The sequence below is a fragment of the Anatilimnocola aquadivae genome, assembly GCF_049819085.1.
GTDB lineage: Bacteria > Planctomycetota > Planctomycetia > Pirellulales > Pirellulaceae > Anatilimnocola.
The window spans coordinates 6,879,459-6,892,536 of record NZ_CP187419.1 but is presented as its reverse complement, the minus strand read 5'-3'; the positions used below and the strand labels follow the sequence as shown (position 1 = coordinate 6,892,536).

General features: G+C 58.2%; 14 protein-coding genes. 4 read left to right on the top strand and 10 right to left on the bottom strand.

Going from position 1 to position 13,078, the window contains the following annotated elements; genetic code table 11:
* Positions 1 to 60: 60 nt before the first annotated feature.
* The gene (locus NA78x_RS27330) at positions 61 to 2,178 is read right to left on the bottom strand and encodes a DUF1559 domain-containing protein (RefSeq protein WP_425615545.1); all 2,118 of its coding nucleotides are present in this window, start codon (positions 2,176 to 2,178) and stop codon (positions 61 to 63) included.
* A gap of 267 nt (positions 2,179 to 2,445) precedes the next feature.
* Between NA78x_RS27330 and NA78x_RS27325 the strand changes: the two genes are divergently transcribed.
* Positions 2,446 to 3,288: a carbon-nitrogen hydrolase gene (locus NA78x_RS27325; RefSeq protein WP_425619479.1), complete on the top strand. Its 843-nt coding sequence runs from the start codon at positions 2,446 to 2,448 to the stop codon at positions 3,286 to 3,288.
* Entirely contained in the window at positions 3,275 to 4,333 is a 1,059-nt protein-coding gene (locus NA78x_RS27320; RefSeq protein ID WP_425615544.1) for an agmatine deiminase family protein, read from the top strand. Before NA78x_RS27325 ends, NA78x_RS27320 begins: the two co-directional genes overlap by 14 nt.
* Before the next feature lie 35 nt (positions 4,334 to 4,368).
* Here the strand turns inward: NA78x_RS27320 and NA78x_RS27315 are convergent, their stop codons facing one another.
* Both NA78x_RS27315 and NA78x_RS27310 read right to left on the bottom strand, forming a co-directional pair.
* On the bottom strand, positions 4,369 to 4,806 hold the full coding sequence (locus NA78x_RS27315) for a HEPN domain-containing protein (protein ID WP_425615543.1): 438 nt from the start codon (positions 4,804 to 4,806) through the stop codon (positions 4,369 to 4,371).
* Positions 4,803 to 5,069: a hypothetical protein gene (locus NA78x_RS27310; RefSeq protein ID WP_425615542.1), complete on the bottom strand. Its 267-nt coding sequence runs from the start codon at positions 5,067 to 5,069 to the stop codon at positions 4,803 to 4,805. The genes NA78x_RS27315 and NA78x_RS27310 overlap by 4 nt, the downstream gene beginning before the upstream one ends.
* Before the next feature lie 136 nt (positions 5,070 to 5,205).
* Between NA78x_RS27310 and NA78x_RS27305 the strand changes: the two genes are divergently transcribed.
* Entirely contained in the window at positions 5,206 to 6,210 is a 1,005-nt protein-coding gene (locus tag NA78x_RS27305) for a methyltransferase (protein WP_425615541.1), read from the top strand.
* 499 nt (positions 6,211 to 6,709) lie between these two features.
* On the opposite strand, the gene NA78x_RS27300 is transcribed toward NA78x_RS27305, so the two are convergent.
* From NA78x_RS27300 to NA78x_RS27290, 3 genes are all read right to left on the bottom strand, one after another.
* Positions 6,710 to 7,201, bottom strand: coding sequence for a hypothetical protein (locus NA78x_RS27300; protein WP_425615540.1), 492 nt, complete (start codon positions 7,199 to 7,201; stop codon positions 6,710 to 6,712).
* A 167-nt stretch (positions 7,202 to 7,368) separates the two neighbouring features.
* Positions 7,369 to 8,148, bottom strand: coding sequence for a hypothetical protein (locus tag NA78x_RS27295; protein WP_425615539.1), 780 nt, complete (start codon positions 8,146 to 8,148; stop codon positions 7,369 to 7,371).
* 53 nt (positions 8,149 to 8,201) lie between these two features.
* Positions 8,202 to 8,882 (bottom strand): RNA polymerase sigma factor, encoded by a 681-nt coding sequence (locus tag NA78x_RS27290; protein ID WP_425615538.1) that lies wholly within the window; start codon positions 8,880 to 8,882, stop codon positions 8,202 to 8,204.
* Positions 8,883 to 9,200: 318 nt separating this feature from the next.
* Here NA78x_RS27290 and NA78x_RS27285 point away from each other — a divergent pair, with 318 nt between their 5' ends.
* Positions 9,201 to 9,446 carry a hypothetical protein gene (locus NA78x_RS27285; protein WP_425615537.1) on the top strand — a complete coding sequence of 82 codons (246 nt, stop codon included), beginning with the start codon at positions 9,201 to 9,203 and terminating at the stop codon, positions 9,444 to 9,446.
* A gap of 332 nt (positions 9,447 to 9,778) precedes the next feature.
* Here the strand turns inward: NA78x_RS27285 and NA78x_RS27280 are convergent, their stop codons facing one another.
* The 4 genes from NA78x_RS27280 to NA78x_RS27265 form a co-directional block, all read right to left on the bottom strand.
* Complete coding sequence (locus tag NA78x_RS27280) at positions 9,779 to 9,985, bottom strand: hypothetical protein (protein WP_425615536.1); 207 nt, start codon at positions 9,983 to 9,985, stop codon at positions 9,779 to 9,781.
* A gap of 432 nt (positions 9,986 to 10,417) precedes the next feature.
* On the bottom strand, positions 10,418 to 11,398 hold the full coding sequence (locus NA78x_RS27275) for an IS30 family transposase (protein WP_425615535.1): 981 nt from the start codon (positions 11,396 to 11,398) through the stop codon (positions 10,418 to 10,420).
* Between the two features lie 189 nt (positions 11,399 to 11,587).
* Positions 11,588 to 12,505, bottom strand: coding sequence for a DUF1559 domain-containing protein (locus NA78x_RS27270; RefSeq protein ID WP_425615534.1), 918 nt, complete (start codon positions 12,503 to 12,505; stop codon positions 11,588 to 11,590).
* A 65-nt stretch (positions 12,506 to 12,570) separates the two neighbouring features.
* Complete coding sequence (locus tag NA78x_RS27265; RefSeq protein ID WP_425615533.1) at positions 12,571 to 13,047, bottom strand: hypothetical protein; 477 nt, start codon at positions 13,045 to 13,047, stop codon at positions 12,571 to 12,573.
* Positions 13,048 to 13,078 lie beyond the last annotated feature (31 nt).

Here is a 13,078-nt window from a genome sequence, read left to right as displayed (position 1 = left end):
ACGCGTTCAGTCTGCCCGATTCCCGCCGGGCTGACAAGGACTGATGCTAGCTCATGATCGCTAGTCAGAAACGCTCGTTTGTAGATTGGCCGGTTTGATGGCCGACGGATCGGCTGCCAGAATCTGCTCGATGGTTTGCTTGCCGAGACCATTCACCAGCTCGTTCATTCGCTTCTGAATTTTGATCTGCTCCAGCCCGCCGTCAACTTGCGGCAGCGCCTGCTCGTAGCAAGAGTAAGCACGCACTTGCAAAGCAACTCGCTGACTTCCCTTGAACTCGTCGGCTAGTTGCCAATAGCTGTCGCCCAGTTGCAGCAGTGTTTTGGGCGTTTTGTTCTCTTCCAGATCAATCGTGGCGACAAACTTCAGGCGGATGTCTTCGCTACGGACGAGTAGCGGCAGACCGAGATCCCAGCGATTGCGCACCAGGCAGATGTACTTGCCGACTACTTCGCAAGCCTGTGGATCGGCGGGATTCTGCGACAACACATCGAGCGCCGCCGGAACTTCCTTGTAAGCTGCTTTAGCCGTGTCGATCTGCTGGCGAAGTTGATCGACCGCTGCAAGTCCCTGCTTGTTCTGTCGTGTGCGGTAGATGGCCACCAGCAAATCGAGAGCAGTGAGCGCACTCTCGAACTGGCTTTGCTGCAAGCTCTGCGAGACGACGCTCTGCGCATCGGCGGCCAGTGATTCGAGTTGTCCCGAGCGGGCAGCCGCCTGCTGAAAATCGCTGAGGGTCTTCGCACGCAGCGACAACAAGTCGGCGTCGAACAGTTTTTCGAGATTCGCCAAAGCTTGCTTCGCCGTCGCATAGTCGCCGGCTTGCACCGACAGATCGCGAGCAATCCGCAGCATTTCGTGCTGCTCTGCCGGACCGATCTTGGGGGCAGCAGCATCGGCAATCATCTGTTGAGCAAGGCGCTGTTTCTCTTCCGGACGTTTGGCGCTGGCATAATCCCGGGCATAGACATCGCGCAGCTGTGTACGTGCGGTGATGAGCTCCGCTTCTGCAGGGACGGGAATCACGCCGACTCGCGGCTGGCCTTTCTGTGCTAGTAGCTCGACGATGGCTGGCAAGTTGATGCTCGCCAGTGATCTTTCCTGCGGCTTTTCGGCAGGCGTGGGCGACGCGATTACTGCAGAGGCGGCTGGGATGATTGCGGGAGTCGTGCCGGTATCGCCTGCCGCAGGAGCTTCCGTCGCTGTTGAAGCTACCACGGGCGATTCGACGTAGACGCTCGGCTCTTTCACGAGGTCTTTGGCCTTGAAGTTCTCACCACCCGCAAAGGTCAACAGCGCGCGCAGTTGGTCCGGTGTGGTCTCTTTCGGCACGCGGCACACGGTGGCATTCACCAGGATCGCAAAGAAGCCATCCTCGCGCAGCGAACCAAGGCCCGTGTGCGGAGCCTCGAGTTTGATCGGCAAATCAGCGGGCTTGGTCCACGGCACAGCCTGTGAATCGTCGGCTTCGACGACGAGTAGCGTGTTCGCCAGACCATCTTTGAATTGCTGGAACGAGCGATTATTCGTCGGAGCCATCGCTACGGCCTGACCAATTGGACAGAGGTAATTCGTCTTCTCATCGGGCCGATCGGGCGATTGAAACTCGGGCGGAATCTGCTTGAGCAGAGCAAAATTGTTGGTGCTATCCCACCGCTCACTTAAGCGGAACTTGGAATACAGCTGACTGTGTCCCAGCAGCGGCAGAATCGCCACGCGCCAACTGAGCAGCGGCGATTGCGTACCGTCGTCGACAAAGGCTGGTGCCGGCACCGAGTTCGAGTTTTGCATGTAACTTTCGAGCGCCGTCGCAATCGCTTGCAGATTGCGAATCGTCCGCTCGCGGCGTTCGCTGGGCGACAGGGTGCTGACGGGCGGAGGAACGTGGACGACGACCGGCGGACCGGGCAACTGTGCCGCAGCAGGTGCAACTGGTTGCATCGGTTGAACGGCAGTTGGTGTAACCGGTGGCGAGATCGCGGCCGCGACAGGTTGCTTTGGCTGCTGAGCCTGTTGTTGCTGAACGACGGGCGGTGCTGGTGCCGGATTCGTCGGCTGGGGATCATCGGCATTGCCCACCGAGGCCAGACGCTTCATCTTGTCGAGCTTGCTTTCGCCGCAACCGGCGAAGGAGAACATAACAAGTGCGCTGGAGAGAATGCAGCAGAAGCGAAACATCACGGGCCTCATACGGCAAGCACAGGAAGCGGCGAACAAACTGTCCACCTTTCGGCTGCGCTAATTTCCTGGACTGGCATGAAGAAGCAGTGAACTTTCTGCGAAGAAATCTGCGGCAGATTGGCTGGCGAGACCGCTGCGGCGTCGCATGCCCGGTACGAATGCGTATAATGCCACGTTTTCGGCAACCCCCTTCGCTTTCACCCTTCTGGTGCGATGACCTATCAATACAAAAACTCGCGCGTTGTGAATGTCGCTGTCGTGCAGATGACCTGTACCGAAGCCAAAGAGCCTAACGTCGAAAAGGCACTGGCCAAGATTGCAGACGCCGCCGCCAAGGGCGCGAACGTCATTTGCCTGCAAGAGCTGTTTGCCGGGCATTACTTCTGCCAGACGGAAGATCACGCGAAGTTCGACCAGGCCGAGTCGATTCCCGGTCCGACGAGCAATGCGATTCAAGGCGCGGCGAAGAAGCATGGTGTCGTCGTCGTTGCTTCCTTGTTCGAGCGGCGAGCGCCCGGGCTCTATCACAACACGGCAGTCATCTTCGATGCCGACGGCACACAGCTGGGCATGTATCGCAAGATGCACATCCCGGACGATCCGCTGTTTTACGAAAAGTTCTACTTCACGCCCGGCGATCTGGGCTTCCGCAGCTTTGCGACCAAGTTCGGCAAGGTCGGCGTTTGCGTTTGCTGGGATCAATGGTATCCGGAAGCAGCACGGCTCACGGCGCTCACCGGCGCCGAGATCATGTTCTATCCCACTGCCATTGGTTGGCTCCCCGAAGAGAAAGAAGTCTTCGGAGCGAGCCAGCACAGCGCTTGGGAAACGATGATGCGCAGCCATGCGATCGCCAATGGTGTGTTCGTCGCCGCGCCCAATCGCGTGGGCCTTGAAGGAGCGTTGCAGTTCTGGGGCGGCTCGTTTGTGAGTGACCCCAACGGCAATCTGCTGGCGAAGGCCAAGCACGAAGGAGAAGAAACGCTCATCGTGCCCTGCGATCTCGGCCTAATCGACGTCGTCCGCACGCACTGGCCCTTCCTCCGCGATCGCCGCATTGATGCTTACGGTGACCTCACGAAACGGTACCTCGATGATGCCCGCTGAAACTGCTTCTTTGCAGACTCCTGCCTCGCTCGGTTATCGTTGGCCTGCCGAATGGGAACGCCAGGCTTCGGTCTGGCTTAGCTGGCCGCGCAATCCTGCTACGTGGCCCGACAAGTTCGAGCCCGTGCCGGCCGAGTTTGCGCAGCTGGTACGCACGATTGCCAGATTCGAACCCGTGAACATCCTCGCCGGCGGTGCAGAGATTCTGGCGCAGGCGAAGTCGCTGGTTGGTAATCTTCCCAATGTCACCATCCACGACATCGCTACCAACGATGCCTGGTGCCGCGATCACGGGCCGATCTTTCTCAGCGGCCCCAAGGGCTCGCAACCGGCGCTGGTCGATTGGGAGTACAACGCCTGGGGCGGCAAGTATCCACCCTTTGATAAAGACAACCTAGTGCCGCAAACCATCGGTAAGCTGCAAGGTCGCAAGGTCTTCACGCCCGGCATTGTCCTCGAAGGCGGCGCGATCGAAGGGAACGGCGAAGGCCTGCTGCTCACGACCGAATCGTGCCTGCTGAATCCAAATCGCAATCCGCACCTCTCGCGCGAGCAGGTCGAAAAGTATCTGGCTGACTATTTGGCGATTAAGAAGGTCCTTTGGCTCACGGGGGGCGAAATGGCTGGCGATGATACCGACGGGCACATCGACCAGATCGCGCGATTTATTAATCCGCGGACCATCGTCGTCTGTGTGTGCGACGATCCCACTGACGAGAACTATGGCCCGACGCAGCAGAATCTGGTGGAGTTGCAAGGACTCACCGATCTTGCCGGTCGTCCGTTCGAAATTGTGCGACTGCCGCTGCCGAAGCCGCTGTTTGTCGACGATCAACGCTTGCCCGCAGGCTACGGCAACTTCTTGATCGTCAACGACGCCGTGATTGTGCCGCAGTTTGGCGACCCCGCCGATGCGACGGCCATTGGCATCTTGCAAGACTTAATGCCCAAGCACCAAGTCGTTGGCAGTCCGTCGCTCGATCTTGTTTGGGGCCTCGGTTCGTTCCACTGCCTCAGCCAGCAAGAACCGTTGCCGTTCTTGTAGGTCAGGAAGCTGAGCGTGCGAGCGATCGGCTCTCCTCAGCGATTCTCGGTCACGGTCAATCCAAGCAAATCTTTGGCATAAGATCGGATCGCCGCGACGAGTGGTTGATCTGCTTGCCTGCCATGCACGGCAGCGATAATCTCCTCGGCGATCGCAATTTGCGTTTCAGCAACTCTCGATGAACCAAATGCAAGGCTCTGCAAATCGTAGTCGGCGTTGTTGCGTTTGGCTCGCAGCGAACTCAGCTTCGCTCCTGCGGTGGCGACTTCGTGATTGCCTGAGTTTTGCAGACACATCGCCAGTTTGTCATGTGCGGCGCTGCTCTTGCCGAAGCGAACTCCACAGGACGTGATCATTGTGAGTGCTGAATGGAATGCGGCGTAATAAGCGCGACTCACGGCCGACCGCCACTCCGCTTCGCGTGTGCCCATCTGTAAATTCTTGGCGACTGCGAGAAATTCGTCGGCCTTCATGCGACGTCCAAGTCGAGTCGATAGTGGATCGCCGAATCACCGGCCACTTCCAATAGGCGGACATGCCACGCTGTGTTCAGCCGTAAGATCTCGGCCAATTCAGCGTTTGTCCGCGCATGTACTACCAGATATTCCGAATTGGGCAGTTCCGGATCAGACTCCAGCGTCACGGTGGGGACTGTGCAGAACAATTCTTCTGTGAAGGCCACGATCGCCGATTGCAAATCGGCTGCAGTTGGCTGATTGGAGTTCAATTGAATCATGAATTCACCCTGGAAAGTACTCGTACCATTCTAAGCGATGTTGGCTGCCCGTTGAACGCAGATTTTTCCACCACCTGCCACTCGCTGTTAACAGTTGTTAAAAAGAGACGACATGCCCCTCGGAAAGGAATTAACCATGTCGACTTCTCCCGTCCTCGCACTCAAGCAGATGATTACCGGGTATTGGACATCGCAGGCGATTTATGTCGCTGCGAAGTTGGAACTCGCCGACAAACTATCCACGGTGTCTAAGAACGCCGCCGAGTTGGCGAATGAGACCAAGACAAACGAAGGTGCTCTGTTTCGCCTGTTGCGGGCACTCGCCAGTGTCGGCATCTTTTCTCAACAGGCCGATGGCAAGTTCGCGCTCTCACCACTGGCCGATCCCTTACGCAAGGATGTTGACGATTCGCAGTGGGCGATGGCCGTGATGATGGGCGAAGAGCACTTTTCTGCCTGGGGCGAATTGCTCTACAGCATTCAGACGGGCCAGGGCAGCTTTCGCAAGGTGTACGGCGAAGGCGTGTTCGATTATCTCGGCAAGCATCCCGAGCAGGCGAAGGTGTTCGATGCCGCGATGACCAGCATTCACGGCAAAGAAACGGCCCTGATGGCCGACGCTTACGACTTCGGCCAGCTCGGTACGATCTGCGATGTGGGGGGCGGCAATGGCTCGACGCTCGCGACCATTCTGCAACGCAACCCAAAGCTGAAGGGCGTGCTGTTTGACTTGCCACATGTGGTCGAGCGCGCACAACCAAACTTGGCCACGGCCGGTGTCGTAGACCGCTGTCAGTTGGTCGGCGGCAGCTTCTTTGAGAAGATCGACGTGCAAGCCGACGCGATTATGATGCGGCACATCATCCACGACTGGGACGATGCCAAGTGCATCACCATTTTGAAGAACTGCCGCGCGGCACTCGGTCCGGAGGGCAAAGTGCTGGTCGTCGAAAGCGTGGTGCCGACCGGCAACGAGCCAGGCTTTGTAAAATGGCTCGATTTGACGATGCTCGTCATTCCCGAAGGAAAAGAGCGGACCGAAGTCGAGTACCGCGAACTCTTCGCCTCCGCCGGACTCAAGCTGCAGCGAATCGTTCACACGGCCGGTGAGCTCGATATTTTGGAAGCGGTACCGGCTTAATCATTACTTGCGACCACCGGTTTACCACTACGTAGTGCGGCGTAGAGGGCAGTATTTACTGCGCACACAAAAAATATCATCCAGGCCCAATCGATGTGCCAGCGGTAGGATTTGTACTGCAGCAATACTCCGTCAGATCCACCCAGTTGATTGACTGCATCGCTGTCCAGCCGCTGCCCAAGAGATCGCCTCCAGCCAAATGCAGGGAGATACCCGAACTCTCGGCGGTCATACTCGTACGCAACGCTAGCGCTCGGGCGAAGGCCATTTAAGTCTGACCAATCAGCACACCGGCGCTGGGGTGGATACAAGAATAGGCCAGCGATGATGGCGATCGCTGCCACAAGGTAAGCCACTGCTTCGCGGCTGATCTGTGGTCGAGTCATCGCTGGTCTCCGCTGGCTTGTTGAAAGCACATTCGGCTTTCATTGCAAGCAACCGCAGAACCGAACGCGGTGTTCACGATCAACACCGCGCGATCGAGAAGCGTTTTCTCTGCTTACCGCTGCACGTTCTGCGTTTCAATTCGCAGCACGGTTGGGGATGCATTGCCCACGTCCGAGTAGTCGAAGGCGTTGTAGCCATTGCCGACCCAGCGAGGCGAGTAGAGGTCCATGAAGGGTTGAGCCGAGGCCATCGGGCGAGCATTCGAAACGCCGTACCACTTCTGGGCAGCGAGGCGTTGCATCCGCTGAGCGGTCTTCAGTTCGGCCTTGCGACGAACGGCTTGCTTCGGATCGTCATACCGCTTTTGTTCGTGCATATACAGGTACATGCCGGGCGACATCTGCGACGAAGGCAGACCGGGCAGCGAGACGTCGGCTTCGTGCCGGTCGCTGGGGCTGGCGGCGTTCAGCGGTTGCGGTACATCGTGCGGGATCTGGGCCGGCATCGGTGCCGATGGAGGAGCAAAGGGGACCAGTTCCTGAGCACTGGCCACAGCCGAAAAACTGGCGGCGAACAAGCAAACGCTGGTAGCGATTCGTTTCATTGCAGGCATCCTTGCTGCGGATAAGCTGGGCCGGGCTGGAACGCGAAAAGGCCCGTGCATAGCGAACCCATCGGCCTGCCTTGCGCGAAAAAACCAGTACAACAGGCAGAGCCGTTAAAGTCGTGTCAAACTTTAACGGTGGCGCAATGCCTGCCGGCAAAACAGGGCTAAATTACCCGTGATTGCTTCACAAACTGCTCGATTCGCTGGCCATCTTCGACCACTACCAGCACATAGATGACATCCCCGCGATTCCAGGCCCCAATCGCCCAGCCACCCGTCACGGGCAACTTGGTGAAAGGAAAATTCCGCAAGGAATGAGGCTGAGTCGTGCTGCGAACAAACAGCAGAGCCCGTTGACCGCCTGGGCGAGTCAAATCGTAAACCACCGTCTGCGAATCGAGGGCTGCCCACTTCGACGGCCGAGCGGTGATCGCGCGATCGACAGGAAACTGTGCGGGAGCCGAAGCGACCGGCAGCCACTTGGCAGCGGGCCCACTTTGCGTGAACCAGCGATCAGCCAAGCTGGCCAGCTCTTCGTTGGTGATTGGTTTTTGGGGAAGCAAGCGGATGCCAAAGACGCTGAGCAGCACCACGAGCAAACTGCCCGCCGTGGCACCGATCACCAACCGCCGACGTGACCAATGCGGTTGCTGATAAACGGGCTCATTCGCTGGTTGAATTGTTGAGGCCGGAGTAACCAACGCTGCTTCGCAACCGGCCAGCAATCGTTCGGCAAGACCAGCGGGCAACGGAACGTCATCGAGAGCCTCGCGGACATTGCGATCGAATTGCTGAGACCGCTGCAGGGCCGCATTCAAGGCTGGATCGGCTTGCACTTCGCGCGCGAAAGGAGCGAGCTCCGAGGCGAGTTCAGCTCGCTCGGGATCGTGGCGATCGACGCGGCAAGCGTCCATCAATTCGCGTGTAGTGGGTTTCGATTCCATGCCAGACTATCGTTCCAAACAAACCAAACTCAATCAATACCGAACAAACTTCATCAACCTTTGACGGACGGCACATTCCAATCGGAAGGCCCCCGGGTCGTTCTCTCGCTTGCTGACTTCTCTACCCCCGACTCACTGGGCTCGTCCGGAACAAGTCGGCGTCGCAAATGGGCTTTGCCCCGCGAGAGCCGACTCATCACCGTCCCGATGGGAATTTCCAACTGGGCGGCGATTTCCTTGTAGCTTAAGTCTTCGAAGTAAAACATCAGCACGACCAGCTTAAACTCGTCGGGCATTTCCGCGAGTGCTGCTTGCAGCGTTTCGCGGTCCAGCCAACTGTCGTCTGCCTCACCGGCAGGCTGAGCCGCCACGCTATCGAGCGGAAACTGCTCTTCATTCGCCAGCGGAATCTTCTTCCGCCGCGAACGCAAAAAGCAACTTCGCAGCACGGCAAACAGCCAGCCCGCTGCCCGTTCGGCTTCGCGTACTTGATGCAACTTCTGCTGGGCGACCAAAAAGGTTTGCTGAACCAGGTCTTCCGCATCGCTGGCTTGCCCCGCCAGACGAAAGGCATACCGGTAGAGCGAACCCGCATGATCGCGAATCAGCTGAGCCAGGGACAACTCGGGCAGCCCGTCGTCGGGGTGCGTCGACGCACCAGCCCCCTGAGCGGACGGCAAGTCCGTAAGGTTGGGTTGGTTTTTCGTCGTCCCCGCCCGGGGCTGATCCGCCATTGATCGCCTCGCTTCGAGATAGGAAGCCGTTCAGGCCCTGATTATTCCCGAAATTCGCCCCCATTGCCCACAATCTTGGGAAGAAAATCGGTCGGCAGCACCTGCCGGGACCGCGAATGCGACCTAAGTTCCAGTTACGAGACGCTTTGCGCCACTTGCGAACGGCCACATCAGTCCTCTTCCAGATTTTTATGAAATTCTCGGGAATAGAGTGCCAGCTGCTGGTCTCTTTATCTATGTCCGCCTAAACGGCAACTAAAGCAGGGCTGTCCTGCTGATCGTTAAACGGTTCTGTCACACGTGTTAGGAAATGTATCCATGAAGAAGTTGTTTGCTCTGCTCGTCGTTGCTTCCCTCGGCCTGTCGACCATCGGTTGCGAAGCCAAGAAGGCTGATCCCGTCACACCAGCCCCGACGACCACCCCAGAAACGACCCCAGCTCCAGAAGCTCCTGTCACCCCACCAGCCGAAGGCACCACCGACCCAGCTGCACCAGCACCAGCTCCCGCCCCAGAAGGCACCCCAGCTCCAGAAGCTCCTGCCCCAGCTCCTGAAGTGAAGTAGTCTGGTCTTGAATTCAAACGGCAACCAAGTCGGTTGCTGATTGAATCGCGAATCAACGAAACAGGGACGAAGCTTTGCAGCCTCGGCCCTGTTTTTGTTTCTTGAGGTGGCATGCCGCCCTCGCCTTTCCAAAAAGCCCGCCGCACGAGCGCTCCGACTGACCGCCCTCATAGGCTCTTTGCTTGCCGACGCAACCCTGTTCACCGCTGGCCTTCCCCTGTTCAAGCCCTCGCTTTGATAACCACTTTTGATAACTTTTTGCGCGAAATTGTGCTGATAGCCTTTTGACGCAACCTCTTGCCCTACAACAACCTCCGCCGCGCACTTGGCGACTATCGCCGTTTTCCTGATAACCACTTTCCACCCCTGCTCAGCCCCTGTTCACCGCTGGCCTTCCCCCTGTTCAAGCCCTCGCTTTGATAACCACTTTTGATAACTTTTTGCGCGAAATTGTGCTGATAGCCTTTTGACGCAAACCCTTGCTTCTCAAGCATTTCCGCCGCACATTTGGCGACTATCGCCGTTTTCTTGATAACCACTTTCCACCCCTGCTCAGCCCCTGTTCACCACCCACCTCCTCCCCAATTTCCGGCTCTGCCTCCGCCTCGCATTCACCCCCTCTACTAGGTGGCTGTCGAGAGGGTTGGCGTGAGGCGCTGAACTGCCTACCAACTTCCCTTCGCTCTTCGCCTGCCCCGCTCCCCAACTCCGACCTCCGACCTCCGACCTCCGACCTCAGAACTCAGACCTCAGAACTCAGACCTCAGAACTCAGAACTCAGAACTCAGAACTCAGAACTCAGAACTCAGAACTTGCCCCGCCCCGCGCAGCAGCAACCACCCTGCCCCATCAGTTCACCCTCGCCGATGTCAGTTCTGTATCCAATTAATTTTCAGCATGTCGTGATTCATTGTCAATCATTTGCGCAGCGATATTGTCGAAATTCTTTGCCACGCTTCGCCTCGGCGCTGTCAAGTTAGAAGTATCCGCTGGCAGAATTCGGAGAAGATTTCGTCGGGGGTTTGATAGTTTAAGCGTTTGCGGGGGCGTTGGTTCAATAACTGCTGCACCTCGGCTAACTTGCGCCGGTTCAGCCCCCGCAGGTCGGTGCCTTTGGGGAAGAACTCGCGGACCAGGCGGTTGAAATGCTCGTTGCTACCACGTTGCCAAGGGCAGCGTGGCGTGGCGAAATAAATGTCGAGTGACAGACTCGACATCAGCTCTTGGTAACCGGCAAATTCGGAGCCATTGTCGAATGTCAGCGAGTGCCGAGCCTCGGGTGGAAGCGTGCCTAAGCGCCGTTTTATCGCGCTGTTCACCGTGGGAGCACAGCGGTTCTCCACTGGGAGCAGCAAGGCGAAGCCGGTTTTCCGTTCGACGAGGCTGACCAGCGAGGCCCGCCCGCCACGGCCGACGATCGTGTCTCCCTCCCAGTCGCCGATTCGCTCGCGAAGGTTGATGATCTCGGGCCGCCCGGCGATCTCGCGTGCCGGTGACTTGACCTGCCGCGCACGAGGTTTGCGGCGTTTGTGGTTTCGCAGCATTCGCCGCCAAAGGTAACCGAAATCGTCGGTGTCGATCCAGCGGTAGATCGTTTGACTGGAGCAGCGACGTTGCGGTTCGCACGGGAATTGCCGCTTCAAACGACCGGCGATTTGATCGGGTGACCAGCGCTTACGGAGCCCTGCCGTGACGACTGCCACCAACTCGGGTCGGCGTAACTTGCGGCACTTCTGCCGAGCCTGGCAACGCCGCTGTTCGGACAAGCGTTGCGCTTCGCACGCAGAGTAGCCACCATAATGCGAGTTGCGTTTGAGCTCGGCTCGGATCGTTCGCACGTCACGACCCAAGCAGCTTGCCATCTCCTGCTGTGTGGCGCGCATGGCCACCAGCTGCGCTAGGACCTGCCGCTCGACCAACGTAAAATGCCGATAGGTTTGTCGCTCTTCCATCGCCGGGACTCCGTTTGAAGAGTGGTTGAACTAACCTCATTCAAACTCCCCGGCGGTGGATCTTCACGCAAATTCCGCCCGTGATAGCGGACACTTCAAGTGTGACAGCGCCCTCATCGTTGGCCAGTTCAGCTGCGCGCGAGCGAGAGCATCTTCCTCGCCAACCGTCGAGCCACCGCAGGGACGGCTCTACCAATCTTGCGGCGATTTGCCGTCGTCGCGCACGGTGAGCTGCTTAAAGACCTTGAAGTCGATGTGATAGAAAATGGGCCGGACCGAGCCATCGCAAAAGGCGGCGTTCATGACCCCCAGGTGCGAACTGCCAAAGCGGCGATCGTAGTTGGAGTCATCAAAGCGGTCGGGGGCTGGTGGGCTGTAGCTCCAGCGAATGGTGTCCCAGTCCCACGAGCCGACGTAGCCATTGTTTTCGTCCCACTGGTTCGAATCGCCGGCTCGGCGGCGATTGAAGTTTCGTTCGGAGTACATCAGGGTGCCGCTGGTCCCGTCCTTGATGGCGGTGAGCGTGATGACTTCGTTCTTGTAGCCCCGCGAGCTATCGCTGCGGGGGATGATGACGCCGTTCTGATTGTTGAACGATTGGGCATCGGGGAAGATATTCTTGTTCGGACGACCGCTCCCGCCATTGCCGGCATAGTCGACTGCGCCGCGCATACCACGGCTCAAGCCTGACTCGATGCCGCTCAGCGCAACCGGGCGGCGACGCGTCGGGCAGAAGTAGATCTTGATCACCGAAGAGGCGACAGCGTAGTCGTCTTTCTGTTCGAACACGTTCGACTGCTCGACATAAGGCAAAATCTGGTAGAAGGGCCCCCAATTCTGCCGGGCCGACAGATGCGAAGAACCACTCTTCGATTTCGTCCGCGGATCGCTCCAATAGTTGCCTGCCGAGGGAAAGTACTCCCACTGCGTGTTGTGCAGCAAGCTCCCCAGCGAGATCTGCTTCAGATGATTCGCGCAAGTGGCCTTGCGAGCGGATTCACGAACCACTTGCACTGCCGGCAGCAGCAGCGCCATGAGAATGGCAATAATCGCAATGACGACGAGCAGCTCGACGAGCGTAAAGGCGCGACGGGACAGGCGGGGCATGTGACAATTCTTTCTGGGAGAGAGAAGCGATTGCCGGCAGTAGTTTTTACGGAGGTTGGTCTCTGCTATTTCTGAATGCTCTGGGTGCGAGCTGTTTGTTTGCTGCTACTTTGTTTGCGAATACCAGGAGTGATCGCGAGGTACTTATCGAGTTCCGCGCGATCGATGCGCATCACGCCCATGGTGGTCAGGGCATCGAACTGGCCGTCGACTCCTTCCTGCTCGTAGGCAATCAGCGGCGGCAACTCGGACGCCGGTGGACGACGAGGATCGATATTCCAGACCACGACAAACGGTTTGCCGTCGTGAGGTGACTTCAGCAACTCGTCGGCGGGCTGATCCTGGGGAAAGAACTTCTTCAACTCGGCCATGTGCTTGGGCCCGCGGTCGAGCGACTGCGCCGCTTTGAGATAGGCGTCGCCCAGAGCGTACAATCGGCCGGTGGTCGCCTCGGGAACGGGAGGCAAGGACCGCGCACAGCCAGCCCCTAGGGCTAAGGCAATGCAGATCACCGGCAGGGAGAGACTGGCCCGGAGAGGCATCGATTACCGACCTATCAAACATTGGTGATAC

What these genes read in the sequence shown, in the direction of transcription:
- NA78x_RS27330 (WP_425615545.1), bottom strand. Translation starts at nt 2,178, where the DNA reads ATGTTTCGCTTCTGCTGCATTCTCTCCAGCGCACTTGTTATGTTCTCC.
- NA78x_RS27325 (WP_425619479.1), top strand. Translation starts at nt 2,446, where the DNA reads ATGACCTGTACCGAAGCCAAAGAGCCTAACGTCGAAAAGGCACTGGCC.
- NA78x_RS27320 (WP_425615544.1), top strand. Translation starts at nt 3,275, where the DNA reads ATGATGCCCGCTGAAACTGCTTCTTTGCAGACTCCTGCCTCGCTCGGT.
- NA78x_RS27315 (WP_425615543.1), bottom strand. Translation starts at nt 4,806, where the DNA reads ATGAAGGCCGACGAATTTCTCGCAGTCGCCAAGAATTTACAGATGGGC.
- NA78x_RS27310 (WP_425615542.1), bottom strand. Translation starts at nt 5,069, where the DNA reads ATGATTCAATTGAACTCCAATCAGCCAACTGCAGCCGATTTGCAATCG.
- NA78x_RS27305 (WP_425615541.1), top strand. Translation starts at nt 5,206, where the DNA reads ATGTCGACTTCTCCCGTCCTCGCACTCAAGCAGATGATTACCGGGTAT.
- NA78x_RS27300 (WP_425615540.1), bottom strand. Translation starts at nt 7,201, where the DNA reads ATGAAACGAATCGCTACCAGCGTTTGCTTGTTCGCCGCCAGTTTTTCG.
- NA78x_RS27295 (WP_425615539.1), bottom strand. Translation starts at nt 8,148, where the DNA reads ATGGAATCGAAACCCACTACACGCGAATTGATGGACGCTTGCCGCGTC.
- NA78x_RS27290 (WP_425615538.1), bottom strand. Translation starts at nt 8,882, where the DNA reads ATGGCGGATCAGCCCCGGGCGGGGACGACGAAAAACCAACCCAACCTT.
- NA78x_RS27285 (WP_425615537.1), top strand. Translation starts at nt 9,201, where the DNA reads ATGAAGAAGTTGTTTGCTCTGCTCGTCGTTGCTTCCCTCGGCCTGTCG.
- NA78x_RS27275 (WP_425615535.1), bottom strand. Translation starts at nt 11,398, where the DNA reads ATGGAAGAGCGACAAACCTATCGGCATTTTACGTTGGTCGAGCGGCAG.
- NA78x_RS27270 (WP_425615534.1), bottom strand. Translation starts at nt 12,505, where the DNA reads ATGCCCCGCCTGTCCCGTCGCGCCTTTACGCTCGTCGAGCTGCTCGTC.
- NA78x_RS27265 (WP_425615533.1), bottom strand. Translation starts at nt 13,047, where the DNA reads ATGCCTCTCCGGGCCAGTCTCTCCCTGCCGGTGATCTGCATTGCCTTA.